At 45.2% G+C, this 21,568-nt stretch carries 22 protein-coding genes and 1 tRNA gene; 10 read left to right on the top strand and 13 right to left on the bottom strand.

Going from position 1 to position 21,568, the window contains the following annotated elements; genetic code table 11:
* Positions 1 to 18: 18 nt before the first annotated feature.
* A complete protein-coding gene (locus VL525_RS14715; RefSeq protein ID WP_325387792.1) occupies positions 19 to 342 on the bottom strand; it encodes a hypothetical protein in 324 nt (107 codons plus the stop codon).
* A gap of 106 nt (positions 343 to 448) precedes the next feature.
* A complete protein-coding gene (locus VL525_RS14710; RefSeq protein ID WP_325387791.1) occupies positions 449 to 943 on the bottom strand; it encodes a hypothetical protein in 495 nt (164 codons plus the stop codon).
* Positions 944 to 1,194: 251 nt separating this feature from the next.
* Here VL525_RS14710 and VL525_RS14705 point away from each other — a divergent pair, with 251 nt between their 5' ends.
* From VL525_RS14705 to VL525_RS14695, 3 genes are all read left to right on the top strand, one after another.
* Complete coding sequence (locus VL525_RS14705; protein ID WP_325387790.1) at positions 1,195 to 1,851, top strand: hypothetical protein; 657 nt, start codon at positions 1,195 to 1,197, stop codon at positions 1,849 to 1,851.
* 3 nt (positions 1,852 to 1,854) lie between these two features.
* A complete protein-coding gene (locus VL525_RS14700) occupies positions 1,855 to 2,226 on the top strand; it encodes a DUF2809 domain-containing protein (protein ID WP_325387789.1) in 372 nt (123 codons plus the stop codon).
* 153 nt (positions 2,227 to 2,379) lie between these two features.
* On the top strand, positions 2,380 to 3,522 hold the full coding sequence (locus tag VL525_RS14695) for a GAF domain-containing protein (RefSeq protein ID WP_325387788.1): 1,143 nt from the start codon (positions 2,380 to 2,382) through the stop codon (positions 3,520 to 3,522).
* Here VL525_RS14695 and VL525_RS14690 read toward each other — a convergent pair.
* The 4 genes from VL525_RS14690 to VL525_RS14675 form a co-directional block, all read right to left on the bottom strand.
* Positions 3,519 to 3,656, bottom strand: a complete 138-nt coding sequence (locus tag VL525_RS14690) for a hypothetical protein (RefSeq protein ID WP_325387787.1) — start codon at positions 3,654 to 3,656, stop codon at positions 3,519 to 3,521. The genes VL525_RS14695 and VL525_RS14690 overlap by 4 nt on opposite strands.
* Positions 3,657 to 3,755: 99 nt before the next feature.
* The gene (locus VL525_RS14685; protein WP_325387786.1) at positions 3,756 to 3,944 is read right to left on the bottom strand and encodes a hypothetical protein; all 189 of its coding nucleotides are present in this window, start codon (positions 3,942 to 3,944) and stop codon (positions 3,756 to 3,758) included.
* Positions 3,945 to 4,127: 183 nt separating this feature from the next.
* Entirely contained in the window at positions 4,128 to 4,985 is an 858-nt protein-coding gene (locus tag VL525_RS14680) for an alpha/beta hydrolase (RefSeq protein WP_325387785.1), read from the bottom strand.
* A complete protein-coding gene (locus tag VL525_RS14675; protein WP_325387784.1) occupies positions 4,936 to 6,054 on the bottom strand; it encodes a zinc-binding dehydrogenase in 1,119 nt (372 codons plus the stop codon). Before VL525_RS14675 ends, VL525_RS14680 begins: the two co-directional genes overlap by 50 nt.
* 246 nt (positions 6,055 to 6,300) lie before the next feature.
* Here VL525_RS14675 and VL525_RS14670 point away from each other — a divergent pair, with 246 nt between their 5' ends.
* A complete protein-coding gene (locus VL525_RS14670; protein ID WP_325387783.1) occupies positions 6,301 to 7,899 on the top strand; it encodes an alpha-amylase family glycosyl hydrolase in 1,599 nt (532 codons plus the stop codon).
* Between the two features lie 696 nt (positions 7,900 to 8,595).
* Here the strand turns inward: VL525_RS14670 and VL525_RS14665 are convergent.
* Complete coding sequence (locus VL525_RS14665; protein ID WP_325387782.1) at positions 8,596 to 9,492, bottom strand: AraC family transcriptional regulator; 897 nt, start codon at positions 9,490 to 9,492, stop codon at positions 8,596 to 8,598.
* 125 nt (positions 9,493 to 9,617) lie between these two features.
* Between VL525_RS14665 and VL525_RS14660 the strand changes: the two genes are divergently transcribed.
* Entirely contained in the window at positions 9,618 to 10,439 is an 822-nt protein-coding gene (locus tag VL525_RS14660; RefSeq protein WP_325387781.1) for a phytanoyl-CoA dioxygenase family protein, read from the top strand.
* 51 nt (positions 10,440 to 10,490) lie between these two features.
* On the opposite strand, the gene VL525_RS14655 is transcribed toward VL525_RS14660, so the two are convergent.
* Positions 10,491 to 11,228: a hypothetical protein gene (locus VL525_RS14655; RefSeq protein WP_325387780.1), complete on the bottom strand. Its 738-nt coding sequence runs from the start codon at positions 11,226 to 11,228 to the stop codon at positions 10,491 to 10,493.
* 168 nt (positions 11,229 to 11,396) lie between these two features.
* Here VL525_RS14655 and VL525_RS14650 point away from each other — a divergent pair, with 168 nt between their 5' ends.
* Positions 11,397 to 13,370 (top strand): sensor histidine kinase, encoded by a 1,974-nt coding sequence (locus VL525_RS14650; RefSeq protein WP_325387779.1) that lies wholly within the window; start codon positions 11,397 to 11,399, stop codon positions 13,368 to 13,370.
* A gap of 55 nt (positions 13,371 to 13,425) precedes the next feature.
* Positions 13,426 to 14,103: a response regulator transcription factor gene (locus tag VL525_RS14645; RefSeq protein ID WP_325387778.1), complete on the top strand. Its 678-nt coding sequence runs from the start codon at positions 13,426 to 13,428 to the stop codon at positions 14,101 to 14,103.
* Between the two features lie 39 nt (positions 14,104 to 14,142).
* Here the strand turns inward: VL525_RS14645 and egtD are convergent, their stop codons facing one another.
* Genes egtD through VL525_RS14620 form a run of 5 tightly spaced genes read right to left on the bottom strand, consistent with a single transcriptional unit; the run spans position 14,143 to position 20,222 of the window.
* The gene (gene egtD / locus VL525_RS14640; RefSeq protein ID WP_325387777.1) at positions 14,143 to 15,132 is read right to left on the bottom strand and encodes an L-histidine N(alpha)-methyltransferase; all 990 of its coding nucleotides are present in this window, start codon (positions 15,130 to 15,132) and stop codon (positions 14,143 to 14,145) included.
* 17 nt (positions 15,133 to 15,149) lie between these two features.
* Positions 15,150 to 16,301 carry an ergothioneine biosynthesis protein EgtB gene (gene egtB / locus VL525_RS14635; RefSeq protein WP_325387776.1) on the bottom strand — a complete coding sequence of 384 codons (1,152 nt, stop codon included), beginning with the start codon at positions 16,299 to 16,301 and terminating at the stop codon, positions 15,150 to 15,152.
* Between the two features lie 3 nt (positions 16,302 to 16,304).
* The gene (locus tag VL525_RS14630; protein ID WP_325387775.1) at positions 16,305 to 17,876 is read right to left on the bottom strand and encodes an ABC transporter permease/substrate-binding protein; all 1,572 of its coding nucleotides are present in this window, start codon (positions 17,874 to 17,876) and stop codon (positions 16,305 to 16,307) included.
* A complete protein-coding gene (locus tag VL525_RS14625; protein WP_325387774.1) occupies positions 17,869 to 18,828 on the bottom strand; it encodes an ABC transporter ATP-binding protein in 960 nt (319 codons plus the stop codon). The genes VL525_RS14630 and VL525_RS14625 overlap by 8 nt, the downstream gene beginning before the upstream one ends.
* A gap of 8 nt (positions 18,829 to 18,836) precedes the next feature.
* Positions 18,837 to 20,222 carry a mercuric reductase gene (locus VL525_RS14620; protein WP_325387773.1) on the bottom strand — a complete coding sequence of 462 codons (1,386 nt, stop codon included), beginning with the start codon at positions 20,220 to 20,222 and terminating at the stop codon, positions 18,837 to 18,839.
* Positions 20,223 to 20,449: 227 nt separating this feature from the next.
* Here VL525_RS14620 and VL525_RS14615 point away from each other — a divergent pair.
* The 3 genes from VL525_RS14615 (at position 20,450) to VL525_RS14610 (ending at position 21,520) form a co-directional block, all read left to right on the top strand.
* Positions 20,450 to 20,521: transfer RNA gene (locus tag VL525_RS14615), tRNA-Glu, on the top strand.
* Between the two features lie 461 nt (positions 20,522 to 20,982).
* Positions 20,983 to 21,144, top strand: coding sequence for an ORF6N domain-containing protein (locus tag VL525_RS22780; protein WP_349255464.1), 162 nt, complete (start codon positions 20,983 to 20,985; stop codon positions 21,142 to 21,144).
* A 7-nt stretch (positions 21,145 to 21,151) separates the two neighbouring features.
* On the top strand, positions 21,152 to 21,520 hold the full coding sequence (locus tag VL525_RS14610) for an ORF6N domain-containing protein (RefSeq protein WP_325387772.1): 369 nt from the start codon (positions 21,152 to 21,154) through the stop codon (positions 21,518 to 21,520).
* The last annotated feature ends 48 nt before the right edge of the window (positions 21,521 to 21,568 follow it).

Below are 21,568 nucleotides of genomic sequence, written 5' to 3'. Positions count from 1 at the left end.
ATTCCTTTCGTGCAGATATTATAGCGCGAACCTGACAGCAATATAAGCGCCTGCTATCAGCATACCCGAAGCTATGGCATATCTCAAACTATTATCGTGTGTTGCCGGTGGCGTTAATACCAAAACTACAGCAAGCACACACATTGCAGCACCGCCTATGCCGCCAATAAGGCGCGGCAAACGAATGCGGCCCAGGTACCTGCGGGTCTTTTTGTTGTCGAGCTGAGAATTAGCCAGCAGCATATCGAACTCTTCGAGCAATTCGGCACGCGACGACGCGGGCTTCTCATCCGTTTTCTTAAATGCTTCAAGATCATTCTCGATGACCTTGCTTTTTGGCATGTTTTCAGTTTTTGTGTTCACTTCAATAAATTTTTATCAATGTTTTTAATAACAACTACGGTGTATTTTTACGGCTGGTTTCGGCCAAGGTTACGTCTGTAATTAATTAATCGTAATACCACCCTAATATCCAGAACCTTTTACCATCAAAATATAATTCTATACTATTGATACCCTGCCCTATAACTTTGCCATCGGGGGTGTAACGCTCTTCATAAGCGCTCCACACGTGGTAAATATTTCGTATGCTCTGCACCTGGCGCGAGGTTTCGTGCTCATAAAAACCGTTCTTTTCCATATAAGCATCCGACTCGCGGTGGTATTGTTTCAATGAGGTATAATGCAATACCGGGGCTCCTTTGGCATCGATACCCGCTGAACCGACCCGCACACCGGGGATATGCAGCAGGCTGTCGCGCTCGTAATTAACCTTTTCGCCTTTTTTTATGCTTACTACATCATAATAGGCTTTGATAATACCGTCCAGGGTGCCAACATCGTCACCAAATTTGGTAAGCACATGCTGGTTCTGGGCCCGTGCATTCATAGTTACTGACATGGCAATCACGCAGGTGATCAGTGTCAATACTGTTTTTTTCATGGTCGTCATCAAGTTAGGGTCTTGAAATTTTTTGTTCATTACTTTTAAATTCATCTCTCTCATCTCTCCGGTTATATATTAAGTAACAGTTTTATACAGTTCAGTATCTTGTGATTGTAAATGTGTTGTACGTAAGGGATTTTGAAAATGTTGAGGGTCGTTTGAAATTTTTTGTAACAAAGCTTGTTACATTAGCGGCGTCTCGCTTGCCACGCCGGATTTTGATAAATTTGCATCCTTACCCAATAATTATGTGTAAAACACTCGTATCCCTCACCGCCATTTTATTCATGTTAAGTTCATGCGCCAGAAAAGAAGTAAAGCAGGGAATGATATCTTATACGATAGGATACCAGTTGCCTGATAGCCTTCGCAGTTATGAAGCTTACCTGCCTAAAACGGCCATTGTATATTTCAAAGGCGATTCGACCGTGAGCATACAGCAGGCCGGACCGGAAGCGACAACCGTAATAACGCATAAGCCGACAGATCTTGTAAGGGTACTTTTGAGCTCGCCAGCCAAAAAATATGTGATGGATTATCCGAAAAACATACAGGCCGAGTTATTGCCCGCAAGCACGGGCTATGCTTACGCCGCAACAAAGGACACCATGACGATGGCAGGCCATAAAACAAAAAAATATGAATTGACCGATAAGGCAACCGGCGTAACTTCCGAAGCCTGGTTCACTAAGGAAATAAAGGTTGTACCCAATTATTTGACCATGGTATTTGATACTGCTTACGGGGTGCCCCTGGCCTTTACCACCAAACAAAACGGCATGCCGGTGACGACAAAAATAAAAGAGATCAAATTTGAACCGGTGCCGGCAGGGGTGTTTTCGACGCCGGCAGGATATCAGAAGATAAGTCCCGAGCAATTCAAAAACCTGCAACCCGAAAACTGACCCATGGCCCGGCGGCGCATCATATATTTTATAATTACCGGCCTTATTATCATCCTGGGGCTGCTATCCCGAAAATACAGCGTTGTGCCGCTTTGGGTGGGCGATGTGCTTTGGGCGACAATGATCTATTTTATGCTCCGCTTTTTCTATGTTCAGTCAACCATCCGCAATATTGCTGTGGTTAGCATCATCATTTGTTATGCCATCGAGTTCAGCCAGTTATATAAAGCGGAATGGATCAATAGCCTGCGCCACACTTTTTTCGGCAGGATGGTGCTGGGCGAAACCTTTTTATGGGGCGACCTGGTATCGTACACGGCCGGCATTCTGATAGGGGTCGTAATTGACCGGCTGGCATTTCGCCGCCGCGCTTAAGTTATTGATTACAGCCGTATTAGGCTTTATTTACAACCACAAAGAATAAGGTAAAAGATGCCCTGGCGGCTATTTCAGAACCTTTTTTGATCCCATTTCGTACTAGTCGTTCCGGTTACAGTTATAAAGTGTGACGCAACCCAGAACAAAGCAATGATCAACGACGACATTCGTTTACTGGCGGTTGAGCGGTTTAAGTCGCTCGACCTGGCAACTGACAGCGAATTCCAGGAATTTGTGCAAATGGCATCGTCTGTTTGCAATACCCCTATTGCGCTGCTCACGCTTGTGGAGGAGGAGGTGCAATGGTTAAAGGTGAGAAAAGGTACCGACGTGGAACAAATGCCCACGGAAACCTCTTTCTGCAGGTACACCATATTGCAGGACGAGGTTATGGTAGTGCCGGACGCGCGCGAGGACGAACGCTTTGCCGGCAGCCCTATAGTAGCCGGTGCGCCGCACGTCCGCTTCTACGCAGGGGCGCCTTTAATTACCCATGATGGCGAACGGATAGGTACCCTGTGCGTAATTGACGTTGAACCGCACGTACTGGACGAACAGCAGCAAATGATGCTAAAAATGCTGGGCAAACAGGCCATCGGCGTAATGGATTTCCGGATAAGCGTGGAACTGCTGGAAAAGAATAAGATCGAATTCGAGCGCCAAAAGAAGATCATTCGCGAGGTGCAGATAACACAGCGGTCTTTTTTCGAAAGCGCACCGAATTTTCATGCGCTTTTAGGAAAACGCGGCGAAGTGATAGACTTTAATAAAGTAGCTTACAACTTTATACGCAAGGTTCACGGGGTCGAATTGCGCCGGGGTGTGATGATGCTGCGGTATATTGCGCCGGACTTTGCGGACAAATTTATCCGGGGCTTTAACATGGCCCTGGTTGGCGACCATGCTTTTGAGGAGGGTTTCACCGACTACGGGGCGCACGGTGTTATTTACTGGGAAGCATCTTTTGAAACTGCGCGTGACACGAACAATGATATCATCGGTATATCCTATATCATCCGCGATGTGACCGACCGGAAAGTCAGGGAACATAAAATAGTGGACCAAAACCACTCGTTGTTAAAGATCGCGCACATGCAGGCGCATGAGTTCAGGGCGCCGCTTACTACCATAACCGGGATGATGGACCTGATAAAAGCCGAGGACTACCAGGCGCCTAAAGAATATTTTGAACTGCTTGAAAATGCAGTGAAAAACCTGGACGGAAAAATTCGTGAAGTGGTTGATAACGTAGATAACATCGTGCTGGAAGGCACGGAAGTTTACAAAGCTTAATCGCGCCGCATAACTGAAAAAGCGATCCCCAAAGCTGCCCCAATTGCCACACCCATGGCTATATTCTTCATAGCTACCCCTATGCCGGCGCCAATGGCAATACCCATAGGTAAAAAGTAAAAACGTCTTCTCATGCCTAAAGGTAGTCAATTAGTGCCGTTTTTGGCCGGGCGCCAAAGGAGGACCATTCAGCAAACCCCAACTTCGGGATGGTACAGCCTGAAACAAAGGCGTTAATTGCTTTTCAAAGGAGCTTTAGCGCGGCGTTCGGCTGCCGATGTATCAACGGGGCCCTGCGGCGAATCCTTACGTTTGGTTGCGCTATCGTCAACTTCTTTTTTCCCTTTAGATTGCCTGATGATCAGAATAATGGCTCCAAGCATAAATAAGCCGATAAATACAAAAGCAAATGGTAGTGTCATGATATTGATCTTTAATAAATAACCAATTGCAATAAGGCCTTTGAAGATTAACAGTTGTTAGAAGTTATGGTTTTAGTGGATGCTGAAACTTATTGGGGGAGGATGAAATAACAAGCAGGCACAATTAGCCGCGTAGCTATTCGGTCATCGGTGTCGATTTGATTTATATGAATTCGGTTATGTTTACAACTGTTCCGCAAAAAATTTCAGCGAAGTGATAATATGCTCGGCCCAATAGGTCCATTCGTGGCCGCCGGGGTATTCTTCGTAAGTATGCGGGATGCCTTCCTTTTCCATTTTCTGGTGCAGGTCGCGGTTATATTTGAGCAGCATATCGTCTTTACCGCAATCAAACCGCATGGGTGGCAACTGGTTGCGGTATTGTTTAAAAGTAGCCAGCAGATCTTCGTTCACTATGTCCTGCTGCATATAATTTTTCAGGCTTTCCTGTACGAACAGCCGCACCTGCGGAAGGCTGGTGATAGATGAAAGGCCCGACATGCCTTTGAACTTATAACCATACCTGGCCCCGATGCGCAGCGCGCCGAAACCACCCATAGACAGGCCCGAAATAAACAGCGGCGAACTTTTATGCGCACCATCGATAACGCCGGTTACGGCATCTATTACATCTTCGGCTATCCATTTCTCAAAATTCAACCCGTTGTGCGGCAGGTAGGCCGAACCATCGCCCCATAAACCATCCGAGGGCATAGCGAGTATCATCGGCGGCAATTCGCCGGTTTTGATCAGCTCGGCCACTTTCAGGTGCACACCCGAGCTGAAGGCCCAGCTCCAGGCACTGCCGTATACGCCGTGCAGCAGGATCACAACCGGTAAAACATCGTTTTTTTCGGCCACCGGGGGCGCGTAAACGCAAATATCCCCACGACCTTTAAGGTTAGGCGACTTTACGGTTATAAAACGCAGGCCGCCAGCCTCAAACCTCGGATTCGAAACTTCAACTGTTCTAAACCGGGACATTTTATATTCATTCAAATACGACGACTCCTTTGGCGTTTCGTCCGCTAAGTAAGTCATCAAAGGCTTTATCAAGTTCATCTAATTTATAAGTACGGGTAATCATCTCCTCAAGCAACAGTTCACCGCGCTCATATAGATCTATAATTTTTGGAAAATCAATTTGTGGCCTGCATTGGCCATATAAAGGGTTAATGTAGGTTTTATCCCACTCAAACAGGTTCATATCAATGGTTATTTCCTGCTCAATGCCGCTCACCTGCACGGCCATGCCGGCGTTGCGCACCATGGCCAGCGGCGCGGCACCCAGTTCGGGAATGGCAGTGCATTCAAAAGCGTAATCGGCACCGCGGCCTTCGGTTAGTTTTTTAACCTGTTCGGCAGCTTTTAGCAGGCCCTTGTCATTTTTATCGGCGCGCAAACTGTAAGTGGCGCCAAATGCACGCGCCATGGTCAGTTTATTTGGGTTAATGTCGATAGCGATGATCGTTCCAGCGCCTGCCACCTTAGCGCCTTGTATAACATTCAGCCCTACGCCGCCTGCGCCGAGCACCACCACCGAAGAGCCGGGTTTTACTTTGGCGGCATTAACCACCGAACCATAACCCGTCATTACCCCGCAGCTGATAATGCTGGCTGCCGGGAAACTCATTTTTTCGGAATGATTTTTTACTACAGCCGATTGTTTGACGAGGGTATATTCGGAAAGTGTGCCGATATTGAAGGAGCGAAGCAGCGGTTGGTCCTTATATAAAGTGCCGGATGGGTCGGCATGGCCGGGGGTGTAACCATTGCCGCCGGCTGCTACCGGCGAGGCCACTTCGCACAGGTGCTGATTGCCTGCAAGGCATTGAAAACAATGCCCGCAGTGCATGGCCCAGTTGAGTATCACCTTATCGCCAGGCAATAGTCCCTTTACATCCCTGCCTGTTTTAACAACTATACCGGTCCCTTCGTGCCCGATAATCAGTTGTTTGCCCCAGCTCAATGAATCATAGTCGGTATGGCAAAGCCCGGCCGCTTTGAGTTTTACAAGCACCTCATCGTCTTTCGGATCACCCACCACTATATCGCCTGTCTCAAAATGTCCGGCCCCGTTTGTTATCGCGGCTTTGCACTGAATTCCCATCGGCTTTTTTCACTTAATAACAGTACCCGGGGGTACCGCAAAAGAGGCTGCAAAGTAACCACGTTGCTGCCGCTAAAAAAACAACAATAATGGTCAATTATTGGCATATATTATTCGCTGTTTTTTATATTTACGTTAGTTGGAATAAAAACGCAACTTTCAGATAATTTTTTACACTTTTAGAATAATTTCTTCATTTTTTTCAAACGTTGCTTACCTTACTTTGTATGCTCTTAAACCATTGAAATGAAAAGTAAAATCTTATTGCTATTGTGCTTAATTTCAGGCATTCATGTTTCGGCTCAAAAAAAGAAAATAACACCAAAGGTTATGGGAAAAGACGAGGTGATCTATCATATTTTTCAGCGAAGCTTTTATGACAGCAACGGCGACAATCATGGCGACCTGAACGGCATACGCGAAAAACTCGGCTACCTGCAAAACCTGGGCGTTACCGCCATATTGCTGACGCCGCTATACGATTCGCCGTTTTACCACAATTATTTTGCCGATGATTTTAAAGCGATAGACCCTAAATACGGCACCATGCAGGATTACCTGGCCCTTATCAGGGACCTGCATAAGCGCGGCATGAAGTTTTACATGGATATGGAAACCCAATATGTGACACAGGGGCATGACTGGTGGGTGGACGGCGTGGGCGATCCGCAATCGAAATACAGCGATTACATTTTGTACGATGATTCGGCCCATACACAACCAAGCACCATCATATTCGACCTGAAAGGGTTAAAGGGCTACGATGGCGTTTACAAAAAGATAACCACCGTAAACCTGAACAGCCCCAAGGTACAGGAGTATAATTACCACCTGTTCAAATTTTGGATGGACCCGAATGGCGACGGCCGTTTTGAGGATGGTGTAGATGGTTTCCGCCTGGACCACATGATGGATAACCTGGATAACAAGCCTGCGCTGCCGCACCTGTTCAATACCTTCTGGAACCCGCTGTTTGCCAAATTACGGAAGGTGAACCCAAAGATCAGCTTTGTGGCCGAGCAGGCCAATTGGGCCACATTTGGCAAGGATTACCTGACACCGGGCGGTGCCGACCGCGTGTTCGGCTTCCGGCTGGCTATGGCCATACGGTCTTTCGATAAATCGCAGCTGGCAAAAGCTGCCGATTCGACATTCCAAATGGTTAAGAACGGCAAACAGCAGATAGTTTTTATTGAGAATCATGACATGCCGAGGTTTAGCTATGGCGTAAAGGGCGATATAGCCCGGCTAAAAATTGGCGCTGCGCTTAATTTGCTGCTGGGGGGTATTCCTTCTATTTATTACGGGCAGGAAATTGGCATGTCGGGTACCAACGCAAGCCTGGGCGCCACCGATGCGAACGATATTCCCAACCGGTCGGCATTTGACTGGTACAAAAGTGGCAAAGGCAAGGGCATGGCCTATTGGTACAAGCAAAAAGGGCCATGGAAAGACAAGTTTGAAACGGACAAGCCCAACGACGGCATATCGCTGGAAGAGCAGGCGGATGACCCCAACTCTTTATGGAACTTTTACCGCGAAATGCTGAACCTGCGCAAAGCCAACCCGGTACTGATAGGGGGCGCCTATAAAACACTGACCAATAACAACGACCAGGTGTTCTCGTTTCAGCGCACAGAAAACGGGAAAAGAATAGTGATAGCGGTAAACCTGTCGGAAAGGAACCAGGATGTGGCCATACAATTTGCCGGAAAAGAGACCAAACTTAACCAACTGCACGGCATTGTAAAAGCGGCCATAGTCCCCCCGACAAAACCCGGCGACCCGAATACCATTAAATTGAATATGGCGCCAAACGGTATTGAGGTTTGGGGGTGGGAGTAAGGTGAGGTAATTAGACATTCCGCAGGGTCCCGTTCCGGGGACCCTGCGGAGACAAATCGAAATTTCATCAGGCGTTCCTATGGAACGTATTTCCGAATATTCATTTTTCTACCAACCAACCGCCCCTATGGGGCGGAGAATAAAGAGCGTCCCGTAAGGACGCATGGTCGGTAGAAAACGACACAATAACCCATTTTTCGTTCCGTAGGAACGTTTGATGATAGCCCAGGGGTTCCCCAATGCTTTTATTACCTGTTGAAATTCTATAGGTCAAATTAAACTCCGGGGATGGGAACATACCGGCACGATAATAGCCAAACGCCCATTCCTGGCAGCTCCCGGGATCACTTAGTGTACCGAATTTGAAAAAAGTGTGCGCGATGCAGTATTGTTTTGGCATTGACCGCTATCGCGGCGGGGGGCGCCATTTGGCGCAAATTGGCTTGAAGTAGCCTGATCTTGCGTTTTTTTGACTTTTGTGGAATTTTTGACGGAAAAATGCATTAAAAAGGGCCGTCGCGTGTATGCTTTACTGTGCTGATAATCAACTATATCCTAAAAGAGGTGTTCACGAAAAATGCAAAAATGGGGCACTTTTTGGTGTTATGATAAATGTAATTATCTGATTATTAAATAGTTAATTTTAAATACACCTGGCAAGCGGCGGCGGCGTGAACACTTAGTGTACGCAAAATTTCAGGCTGAAGCCTTGATCTCTGTGCCGTCAAATTCGCGCATAAAGTTTTTGCGGTAGTTGAGCGGGCTCTGGTGCATTTTGTTTTTGAACATCTTATAAAAGTGGGAAACGTCGCCAAAGCCGCTTTCGAAGGAAATATCCGATATGGGTTTATCCGTTTGCACCAATTGCTGGGTAGCATAGTTAAGGCGGTATTCGATAACGGTTTCCATAAACGTTTTGCGGGTTATCTTTTTGAAGTACTTGCAAAAGGCATTTGGCGTCATGTGCGCAATACCCGAGGCCTCATCCAGCGAAACATGGCTCCTGAAATTATCAACCAGGTACGCAAATACCGGGTTTATGCGTTCCTGCTCGGCCCGCGATTGCTCGGCGATGTTCCTTTGCTGGTCGAGCAGGGCGTATTCGTTTGATACGGCCAGCCGCTGTAATATTTCCAGCAGGCCCATCAGCATTTTAAAATTACCTTTTTCGTCGGCAAGCAATTCCATGCTTTGGTTAACTGCATTGCGGGTGGCGCCATTAAAACTTATGCCGCTGCCGCTTTTCTGGAACATTTTTTTGATAACCTGTAATTCGGGCTTATTGAAAAATTCCTCCCCCATAAAGTTAGCGCCAAACTGTATCACTACTGCGCTCGCCCCCTCGTTGTCAGGCTCGTCCGGAGCCAGTTTCCAGCAATGCGGCAGGTTGGAGCCGAGGAATACCAGGTCGCCGCTGGTAAAATCTTCCATGTGGCTGCCAACATAGCGCTTGCCCCTGCCGCGAATGATATAGGTAAGCTCAAATTCCTCGTGGAAATGGTAGGGGGCATCGAAAGCCGATATCTCGAATGTCCGGACAAGGAAAGAGTGGCCGCTAGCAGGCTGAAGGATTTCGTAGGATGCCTTTATCATTTGCTTATTTTAATAAATTCAAACCCTTAAAGCAAGGTACGGATAAAATAATCCATTATTACACCACTTTCTTCATTTTTTTTCGTTGTGCTGTTAAACTATTTTTGAGTATAAACCAATTTGACATGACGAGTACTGTTGCAAACCTTCCCGGATTAGACGATCTGAAAGGGATACCTGCAGAAAACATAAAGGAGTTTACCGAAAAAGGGCATACCCTGGTAAGGGACATATTATCTGCCGAAGAGATGGCCGCGTATCGCCCGGTAATTGCAGATGCGGCAGAGCGATACAATACCGAAAGGCGTAAAATGCAGGACCGCGATACTTACGGCAAGGCATTTTTGCAGATCATGAACCTTTGGCGCGTGGATGAAGGTGTGAAAAAATTTGTGCTGGCAAAGCGCCTGGCAAAAATTGCCGCCGACCTGATGGGTGTCGACAATGTGCGCATCTATCACGATCAGGCTTTGTTTAAAGAACCGGGCGGTGGCCCTACGCCATGGCACCAGGACCAATATTACTGGCCAATCGACACCGATAACACCATTACCATGTGGATGCCCTTGGTGGATATTGACGTGGATATGGGTATGCTTACTTTTGCTTCGGGTTCCTATAATAAGGGATCGATATTTGATTTTGAAATATCCGATGAATCCGAAACCGCGTTTGATGATTATGTGAGGGATAACAAATTCCCTATAAGCCGGGCAACGACGATGAAAGCCGGCGATGCTACCTTCCACCGCGGATTTACGATACACAATGCTCCGGGCAATAACTCGGATAAGATGCGCGAGGTAATGACTATCATTTACCTGGCGGACGGCGCGCGTGTTTCGGAACCAAAAAACGAATGGCAGAAAAATGACCTTGCCAAATGGATGATGAGTAGACCCGTAGGCGAACTGATCGATTCGGAACTGAACCCTAAAGTACTCTAAATATAAAAGACCGCCGGATCACCCGGCGGTCTTTCATTTTCACATTAACTATTAATTCTGACCTGTTGAGGCAGCCAGTATCGGTTTGCCATCCTGCCGGATCGCGTTTTGCATAAGATTTTGGGTAAACGAGTTTGTAGTAAAAGTGGCTTGTTTTTCAGAGAAACCATCCTTATCGTTAAAAATACGTATGGTACCTACCTTGGCAACTTTATGATCGCCGGGGTCGTCGGTTTTTGATTTCATCAAAAATGCCCATTGAAAATTTTTAAGGCCGGTAGGCGCCAGTTCGCCGGTTAGTACCTGTAATTCCTTATAGGTTACACCATTAAGCGTGCCTGTTACTTCGGCAAATACGGTAAAAAAGTTACCCTGGCCAGCAATGTAAGTAGCCGAACCGTCTGTACCGCTATCGTCGGCACCTACTATAGCATTGCTGTAATTTACTGTAACTGTATATTTTGAATTATCCTGGTTTAAAAATTGGTATTCGTAGTTCGTGAAAAGCTTGCCTGCATTGGCCGGTGTTGCATTATCGTAAATACAAATATCAGGTGCCTGCAAAAATACGCCGTCAACTACAGGCGGGGTTGTGCCGGCATTAATAACAAGCCCGTGCTTTTTGAGGGTGTCTATCATATCAGGCGTTACGATACTGTTTAGTACCGTCGGATAATTATCACCCAGTTTCGGCTCGGTTTTGGGTTTTACTTTTTCGCCTTTGCCGCACGATGAAACTGCAAGCACAACAAGCGCTGCAGCGATAAAGAGTAAGTTTAATTTTTTCATGATCCCGGAGTTTTATGTGTTTGATTAATAGCATTTGATATTACCAATGTAAAGTTGAGGAAGTTGAAAAACGGGGGCAATAACGCATATGATGTATTTTGACGGCATTTTTAGGCGCTGCAATAATTTCTGTTTAGCTTTAACATTGTTCACCTGATGCAGATCACAATGAAGAGGATATTTCCGTTGGTTTTCCTGGTTTTCGCTACAGCCTTTTCATTCGGGCAAACCCATAGGATCGATAGTCTGAAGAATCGGCTCGGTTCATTAAAAAATCCTCATGGTAAGCTAAAAGCTATACTCGCTTTGTGCGACGAGTATGAAACGCTGCCAAAGGATACCCTTTGGAACTATGCCACCAAGGCCAGGGCAGTGGCTCAAAACCTGCACGACGTACATAGCGCCGGGTTAGCGGTTTATGCGCAGGCCCAGGCTTATTTAAGATGGAAAAATACCGACAGCGCAAAAATGCTGGTGCAGCGCGAATTGCCAGAGTACAGCGTTGAAGATGCCGCTTCGCGCGATGTTTATTTTAAGCTTGCGCAGCTTAAGATCGATTTTACTGGTAATACATCCAACTATAAAGATGCCATTGCCGAGGTATATAACGTGATGCGCGATGCGGAAAAATATAACGAGCCGGTTATCATGGCCGAGAGCATGAATACGCTTTCTGCTTTCAACTATGACATGGATTTTTTGCCCGCTGCGCGTTCGTGGGCCTACAAGGGCCTGGCGCTGACTTCCGGCGATCCCCGATTTTATAAAGTAACGGCCGCATTAAACCTGAACCTTGCACAGTGCTATTGGTGGATCGGGAAGCAGGATTCGGCGGTTTACTGCATAAACAGATCGATTGCACTAAGTAAACGCATCGAAAATCTTTATTATTTATCAACAGCACTGCGGGTAAAAGCAAGTATACTGATAGAAAAAAAAGAATATGCCGGGGCGGAGAAGGCCATAACCGAAAGCATCAGTATCATTGGGAAAGTTGATGGGAACATGTCTCCGCAAGACAAGTTGATGGTGCTGGCTTCTATATATGAACACCAGTCGCAGTTTGATAAGGCCATAAAAGTATTACAGGACGGCCTTGCGCAGGACAGCACGTATAAACAGGTCTCGCCGCATGCCGGAAATACAGTCAACACCGGCGGCCTCCAAAAACTATTTTACTATAAAGAACTGGCCAAGTGTTACCAGCTTAAAGGCGACTCAAAACACTATGAAGAATTTTTAGAAAAAGTTGTCGATGGGGAAGAAGCCTTTTATAAAGCGAATTCGGCCCAGGCTATTGCCGAGCTGGAAACTAAATACCAATTTGAAAAAAAGGAAGCCACCATCGCGCAGCAACAACTTGCCCTCGTTCAAAAAAATTATCTCTTTTATGGATCGGTACTGGTTACGTTATTATTGGGCGCTATCGGCTGGCTGATCTACAAGGAGTTAAGGCGTAAGCAAAAATTGCGGTTACAGCAATTGCAGGATGAGGAAAAGCGCCTTTCGGCAAAGGCAGTGGCCGATGCGGAAGAACAGGAACGCAAGAGAATAGCCGCCGACCTGCACGATAATCTCGGCGCACAATTGAGTTATATCAAACGCAACGTGAATTTTATGATGGACCGGCCGACTGCGTTAAGCTATGAGGAAGGCAAAAAATATTTGACCAACGTAAATGATATCGCCCAAAATGCCATGATCGATCTGCGCGAAACCATTTGGGTGCTCAATAAAGATGAAGTAAGCATACAGGAGTTTGCAGATAAGCTGAAATCGTACCTGCGGCAGCAATTGGCAGGGAAGGAAGTGATAGCATGGGATTTCCAGGAAAATCTGCACGGCAACTGGAAATTATCTTCTGGCGAGGTGATGCACATTTTCAGGATAGTGCAGGAGGTGGTGAGCAACATTATCAAGCATTCAGGCGCAAACAGGATCGACATAAAGCTGGTAAGTAAGCGTGACCGCGCTTATACCCTGGAAATAACCGATAACGGTGTGGGATTTGATGTGAACAATAAATATGACGGGCATTATGGACTTGAAAATATTGAAAGACGCTCAAAAGATATATCCGCCAGCCTGGTTATTGAAAGTGCCGGTAACCAGGGGACACGGATAGTGCTGATCAAAGAATAGATAATAGCGCATTTGAGTTATTTTAAAATAGTACTTAACACATTACTTTTAGCTGATGAAAATACCTGTAGCCATAGTTGATGATAATACCCAGAACAGGCGTTCGCTGGCCGAACAGTTAGGCTACTCTGATGAAGTGACTGTTCGTTTTACCTCCAAAAATGGCATTGACTTTTTAGAGCAGATGAAGACTACGCCTGCGGATATGCACCCGTCGGTAGTATTGATGGATATTGAAATGCCCGAAATGAAAGGAACCGAAGTAGTTAGGTATGCGCACCAGATATACCCCGACTTGAAATTTTTGATGCTGACGGTTTTCGACGATGACGATAAAATTTTTGAAGCGATTAAAAACGGCGCGAATGGCTATTTGCTGAAAGACGAAAAAACAAGCACCATAATCGATCATATTCAGCAGCTGATAGAGATAGGCGGCGCACCCATGAGCCCGTCGATCGCCCGGAAAGCACTTTCCCTTTTATCCCGGTCGCGGCTTAACGAAACCGATACCGGCAGCAAGGATAATGTGGCTGAAAGATTATCTGAAAGGGAATGTGATGTATTAAAACTGGTTGTTGAAGGCAAGGATTATAAAGCCATAGCCGAAAAGCTCTTCTTAAGCACCCATACTATAAGAAAGCATATTGCTAATATTTACGAGAAACTTCACGTTAGCTCTAAAGCCCAGGTGATAAACCTGGCGTTGCAAAGCAAGTGGTTTAATAGTTAAAAAACGAAACAGGTAGAGACGCTTGCATCTCCCACAGTATTATTCTGCTACCCAAATAGCATCCAAAAACCATTTCCTGTTGTCGAAAAAACAATCTACGGCTTTGAACCCGGCATTATCTGCTATCTGCTCGGTTTGTAACACAGTGAATTTCTGTGATATTTCCATGTAAATGTATTCATCTTTCCGGAAACGGATATGTTCTTTTCCGATGGTTACTTCCTGGTCTTCAAGGCTGATGAGATAACTTTTGCATGCGCCTGTTTCGGGATCATAAGTTGCATAATGGTCGAATTTGCTTAGATGGAAATCAGCATGAAGTTCGCGGTTTATCCTTTCCAGCAAATTCAGGTTAAACCGTTTGGTAATCCCCTCCGAATCGTTGTAAGCAGCTAAAACCGTTTTAGGATTTTTCTTAAGATCAAAACCCATTAACACCATATCGCCTTCGGCAAGGTGTTCCCTTAATGTTTTGCAAAACGCGGCGGCATCGCCCGCTGTCATGTTGCCGATATTGGACCCCAGGAACATCACTACTTTGCGCCTTTGGGACATTGCGGCAGCCTCTTTCAGCATTTCAAAGTACTCGCCGTTCAATCCGTGTATTTTCAGTCCGGGCAAGGTTGCGGGCAAATTGCCGGTCAAATAATTGATAACATTACCTGATATGTCTATCGGCAGGTACGTGAAATCAGCTTTTTTTTGCAGAAGATATTTGAGCAGGTGCGACGATTTTGTAGCATCACCCGCGCCAAGCTCTATCAGGTCGAATGCATCGCCTTCACCAATGATCGCCTCAGCAAGTTCAGCGGTCTTTTCAGAGAATATCTCCATTTCGCACCGGGTAGGATAGTATTCCTGGCAATTCATTATTTCCTGGAATATCTTGTCGCCTTTGGCGTCGTAAAAATATTTCGAGCTTAGGCGCTTCGGCGTCGACCTTAAACCTGATATAACGTCCTTATAAAAGGTATCTGTTTTGTCCTTTTTTAGATGATATGCTCCAAAAACTATAGCTGGTGATCCCATAATGTGTTTGTTAATAATTACTTAGCAAGACGTATGCCAGTAAATTGCCATTGTAAATGTGTTTGAAAAAAATTTCGATAAGTAACCCGGCTATGACCCGGCGACGTTACCTCGGATGCCCCTCTTAAAACCTGCTGGTTCACCATGAACTTACCGTTGTATTCGCCAATGGCGCCGGGCGCCTTTGCAAAACCGGGATAGGGCAAATAGGCGCTCTCCGTCCATTCCCAACGCTTGCCCCATTTAAATTGCGCAGCCGATGCTTCCCACTCAAATTCGGTAGGCAGGCGCATGCCTTTCCACGTCGCATAAGCCGATGCTTCAAAGTAACTGACATGGCAAAGTGTATCATCCCAATCAATCAATTGCAGGCCGGTGTAAGTATAATTATGCCATGTGTCGTTTATGTTATGCCAGTATAACGGTGCTGTTATGTGGTTTTTATTCACCCAGTCCCAGCCTTCGGCATGCCAATGGCGGAAATCTTGGTAACCTCCTGCATCAATATACTCCAGGTATTCGCGGTTAGTAACCAATAAGGGGCTTATCTCAAAATTCTGTAAATAAACCTTATGCCTGTTCAATTCGTTGTCAAAACAAAAACCGTCGCCATCAAAGCCTATCTCATATATGCCTTCTTTCATTTTGATGAATTGATTAGCGCCGCGCTTTTCAATTTTTGGCGACCGGTATTCATTCGAATAGGCCGGGAACAAAGGGTTGTGTCCTAAAATGTATTTGATGTCGGTATATAAAAGTTCCTGGTGCTGCTGTTCGTGGTTAAGGCCGAGAATGAGCAACTCGTTAAAATCGGCAGCAGGTTCTGAACAAAGAAATTTGTCCATCGCCTCGTCCACGTATTCGCGGTACTTATAAATATCAGCTACGGTAGGGCGGCTAAGGTTACCCCTGTCCGTACGGATAACGCGTGTGCCCACGGTTTCATAATAGCTGTTGAATACGAAATTATACTGCGGATCAAATTCCTGGTAGCCCATAAAATAAGGCTTCAGGATAAATGTTTCGAAAAACCACGATGTATGCCCCAAATGCCATTTAGGCGGACTTACATCGGCAACAGGTTGTACCACATAATCCTCGGTATGCAGCGGAGCGCAGATTTGCTCCGTTAGCTTTCTTACTTCCTTATAACAATCGGGCAGGCTCATTGGTTATTTGCTCTCTAAATAGCGTTTTAGGTCCGAAATTGTTTTGATATGCAACTGTTTGGCCTGCTTTTGACGCATCATCAGTGCGTAAGCGTTATTAAAGCCAATAGGCTTAAGCCAACTGATGTTGTATTTTTTTTCGAACTCCCCTTTAACATAATTGTAAGTTTTATCCTTATCAACCGTCAGCGAGTCAACCGTTTTTGTTGACGGCTGTAATATCGCTAACAGCCCCGTTCCGGTATATTCCGGGTAAAAATCGATCTGGCCATTATTCAGCGCATCAAAACATATTTTGGTGCCGCCCAAACCGGTTTTTGTCGACACGTCATAATCTGTATAGCCTTTGATCAGCATACTGTACATATTTGCCAGGATGTATTGTTCACCAAAAATTTTTGAGCCGATACGTATAATGCCAGCGTTGCCGTTGCGGGCAGGTTTTAACAATGATTGCGCCCGCAGAAAGTCTTCTGCCACCTTCTCCGGGCTTTGGTGAAGATAGTCGGTGCGGTAGTTTAATTCGGTCATCACAGCGTCGTTTATTTTGCCGGATAACAGGTTTAATGTCTTTTCAAGGTCAGGAAATTGCTTCAGGGTTTCGTCCCGCACTATCGGCGCAGCATAATAAGGCGGAAATATTTTCTTATCATCGTCCAGCACAACCAGGTCATAAGCCTTCAGTCGTCCATCGGTTGAGTAGCCGCTGATAACGTCCAATCGTTTTTCATAAGCAGCCTTATACATCACCGCATCACTGATAACAATGGGGTTCACCTTCAAACCATACTTGCTTTGCAGACCGAGGTTGCCATCCTGCCGGCCCATAAATTCGGGGGTGAAACCGGCGGTCAATTTTCCGCCATAGGCGGATGGAATAAGGTAGAACGAGGCCAGTATGATCAGCACCAGTGGCAGGGAGGCAGTAGCCGTTTTGATTTTCCTGAAGTTGAAATGCTGCAGTCGCGATAGCAAGAAATCAAAAAGAATGGCCAATAGTGCGGCGGGGATTGCCCCGGCCAGTATCATGTTGGTATTGTTAAGCGATATCCCGCCAAAAATGAATTCGCCCAAACCCCCGGCCGCTATGTAGGATGCCAACGTAGCCACGCCGACATTGATTACCGTAGCGGTACGTATCCCTGCTAAAATAACGGGCATAGCCAAAGGAAGCTCCACTTTGGATAGTACCTGCCATTTACTCATCCCCATGGCCTGGGCAGCTTCTTTTACTGACGGATCGACGCCTTCAATTCCTGTAAAGGTGTTCCTGATGATCGGCAACAAAGCGTACAGTAATAAGGCTACAATAGCAGGCTTGGCGCCTATGCCCAATAGTGGTATCATAAAACCCAAAAGGGCAATGCTGGGTATGGTTTGCAGAACACCTGCTATGCCTAATACAATCCCTGAGAATCTCTTTTGCCGGGTTATCCAAATACCTAAGGGCAATCCGATAATGACGGCAATAAGCAGCGAAATAAATGTTAGCCCAATGTGCTGCAAAGTTTGCATCAGCAGTTTATCGCTCTGCTGGTGCATAAACTCCCATAAGGTCTGTTGATGCTCATTCATGGAAACGCTTGCTTTGATATTTGTAAAAAGCGGCGGTCAATTCCTCAAACCCAACCGACCTGGTCTCATGCCCGTGTGTTATGTTGAGATTGCCGGATCTATCCGAACTTAGTTTTTGCAAACCCGTCCACACATTCGCGTCGAACGGCAAACTGTGACCGGCCGGTTTTTCTTTTACCAAAGGCAGCCAGTCCCAAATGTCTTTTATTTTGACTGACTTAAACTCCAGCTGTAATCGCTGGTCCTGCAAAAAATCAGCCACAAAGTTATTAGCCGGATTGAAAAGCAATTCCGACGGCGTGCCGATCTGCACTATCCTCCCTTTGTCCATCAGGCATATCCTGTCGCCGAGTTCAAAGGCTTCCTGGACATCGTGCGTAACCATGATAATGGTTTTCCGCTTCAGTTCGTCCAGTTCTTTAAATTCAGCCTGTATTTTTGAACGGGTGATATTGTCCAATGCACCAAAGGGCTCGTCCATCAGCAAAACCGGCGGATCGGCAACCAACGCCCGCGCCAGGCCAACGCGCTGCTGTTGCCCGCCACTCAATTCATTGGGATATAATTTAAGTTGGTCATTGGAAAGATGCAGTTTTTCGATCAGTTCGGCTACGCGGCTTTTAATACGTTTATTATCCCATTTCAGCAGCTGTGGAACTATCGTAATATTGTCCGCGACTGTATAATGCGGAAATAATCCATTGTTTTGCAGCACATAGCCTATCCCCCGCCGCAACTCTTCCGGTTTTTGATCCAGTATATTTTCACCGTTAATGAGGATACTTCCTGCCGTCGGTTCTATCAGCCGGTTCAGCATTTTTAACGTCGTCGTTTTTCCGCAGCCGCTGGTGCCAAGCAGAATGAGATTCTCATGCTCTTTTACTTCAAAAGAGATGTCATCAACTGCTTTGATGCTGTTAAAGTATTTACTCAGATGTTCGACTTTGATCATGAAAGATTTTAATCTTCGAGCGCCATAAACAGGTTGTTCAGCGATTCGGAATACAGCGGGTGGGCGAACACGCAATAACGTATCCTGTCATAGGTAATACTGCCTTCCATTGCCATTTGCAGTACGGTCATTATTTCGCCCCCTTCCGGACCTAGTACCGTTGCTCCCAATATCTTCTTTGTTTTTGGGTCGACTACCGCCTTTATAAAACCGCGCGTATCCCCGGTTTCTATGGCCCTTGCCACATAGGCCATCGGCAATTTGGCAACTTTTACCTTCAATCCCTGTTTTTTTGCTTCGGTTTCATCCAGGCCGATCCTGCCCAATTGCGGGTCGGTGAACATACAATAAGGTATTGGCCGGTCTTTGGTTGAATAATTTGTGCCCTCAATCAAATTGCGGTAAACAATAGTGTAATCGTTATAAGATACATGCGTAAATGCCGGCCCCCCTTTTACATCGCCTAAAGCATAAATGCCCTTTACATTAGTTTCCAGCTTATCATTCACTTTAATAAAGCCGCGCTCATCCGTTTTGACACCGGCTTTATCTAAATTTAACGCCGCTGTTTGCGGAGCACGGCCAACTGCAACTAATATGTGCGAGCATTTAATATTTTGCTCCTTCCCGTTAACCGACACGGTTGCCGAAACATTGCCTTTTGCTGTTTTCTTAAATTTCAAGGTTTGTGCATTGGTGAGTATTTTGATCTTTTCGGCTTCCAGTATCTTGGTCAGTTCTTCCGATACGTCCTCATCTTCGCGCGACACTATCCTTTCAGACTTCTCAACTACCGTCACCTTGCTGCCAAACCGCCTGAACATCTGTCCGAATTCCAGTCCTATATAATTACCGCCGATAATCAGTAAATGGTCCGGCACTTTATCCAATTCCAGTATCGAAGTTGAAGTCAGATAATCAATATCATTAATACCATCAATTCCGGGAATGATTGGCTTACAACCCGTATTCATAAAGATAAGATCGGCTTTCAATTCACTTGTTTTACCATTGTTTAGCTTAACAGAAATAGTTTTCTCGCTGGTAAAACTGGCTTCCCCAAACAGCAGGTCAAGCCCTTTCGTTTTCTCCAACCCCTGCTGACTGCCGTTGCGGAACTGCATCACTACATCATCCTTACGCTTTTTGATCCGCTTTAAATTCACCCTGTAACCTTTTATATCGACACCCAAGTCCTTACTTTTGGAAGCCAGGTAAGCCATTTTTGCCGAACCGATCATGGTTTTTGTGGGGGTGCAGCCATCGTTTACGCAGGTACCGCCTATATACCGTTTTTCGATCAATGCAGTTTTTTTCCCGGCCAGGGATAATTTTTTAGCAAGGGGGCCACCGGCCTGGCCCGCGCCGATCACGATTGCGTCGTAAGTTTTCATATGGTCAGGTATATAGAATAGATGATTGCGGTATGATATAAATGTAAAAATTAAACTACTTGTATTATAATAAATGAAACCGGGGTTTGTTTTTTTGACGCTGCAATCACACACGTTCCTTACAGGCGAAAGAACTTTTTTGAATTTAGTTTTTAAAAATTGCGATAAAGCTATATCTTTGCCGTCCCGAAAAGGGGAGTTCCGGCTTGTGGAACGTTATAAATTTTGGCCCGTTCGTCTAGGGGTTAGGACGCAAGATTTTCATTCTTGAAACAGGGGTTCGATTCCCCTACGGGCTACAAAAAGCAGTATTAAAAGATGCTAAAACCCTGCAAATCAAAAGTTTGCAGGGTTTTTGTTTGTGTCAAAACACCATTTTATGCATCAAATCGCAACAAAATTGAGCGTAATTCGGTGCGTAAGGAAATGGGAAATACTATGCACCGAATTATTCATAATCATTTGATTGTCAACATGTTCAGCGAGTAAACATATTGATAAAGGCAGGCAGCAAATCTAATTTTGTTTCACTTTTAATCCTGCAATTATGAAAAGTAATTTCCATCTGTTTTTTTACCTCAGAAAGCAAAAAAACTACAAAGGCGGGCCCATGACTATCCACACAGCATTATGCTAAAATACTGGATATAAAAGTGAGTCAAGACATGGCTTTACTTAAAAAGAAGTATTATTCAGTTAACGCTAGTTAATAATCTCTCCATTAAATCAATGTTATCAATAAACGATAAAATCAATAGCTATGCTTGAACAAATTTTAATATCCGATAATAACATACAGAATAAAATATTCTTAATCAGAAACCAAAAAGTAATGCTTGATTTTGACCTGGCCGCACTATATGAGGTTGAAACAAGAGCATTAAAACAGTCTATTAAAAGAAACTCGATTCGTTTTTCCTGAAGATTTCATGTTCCAATTAACTAAAAGTGAATGGTCTGAGGTTATCACAAATTGTGATAATCTTCCTCAAAACGTTAAATTCAGTCCTACAACCCCGTATGCCTTTACTGAACAAGGTGTGGCTATGTTATCCAGCATATTGAATAGTGATAGAGCGATAATCGTAAATATCCAAATTATCCGGGTTTTCACTCGTATTAGACTATTTCTTTATGATCATTCTGAATTGAGAATTGAGATAGAACACATAAAGAAGAGACTGACCAATCAGGACAAAAACATCGAACTGGTATTTCAGTACTTGGATGAATTGCTGAATAAGAAGGATAATTTAAACCCACGTAAAAGAATTGGATATAAGCCGGATAATTTATAGGCGAAATTGTTATTGTATGGAAATTGCCTCTATTTATTTTAAATTTAT

It is taken from the genome of Mucilaginibacter sp. (assembly GCF_035492695.1).
In the GTDB taxonomy this organism is placed as follows: Bacteria; Bacteroidota; Bacteroidia; order Sphingobacteriales; family Sphingobacteriaceae; genus Mucilaginibacter.
This window is presented reverse-complemented; position numbering and strand designations above follow the sequence as displayed.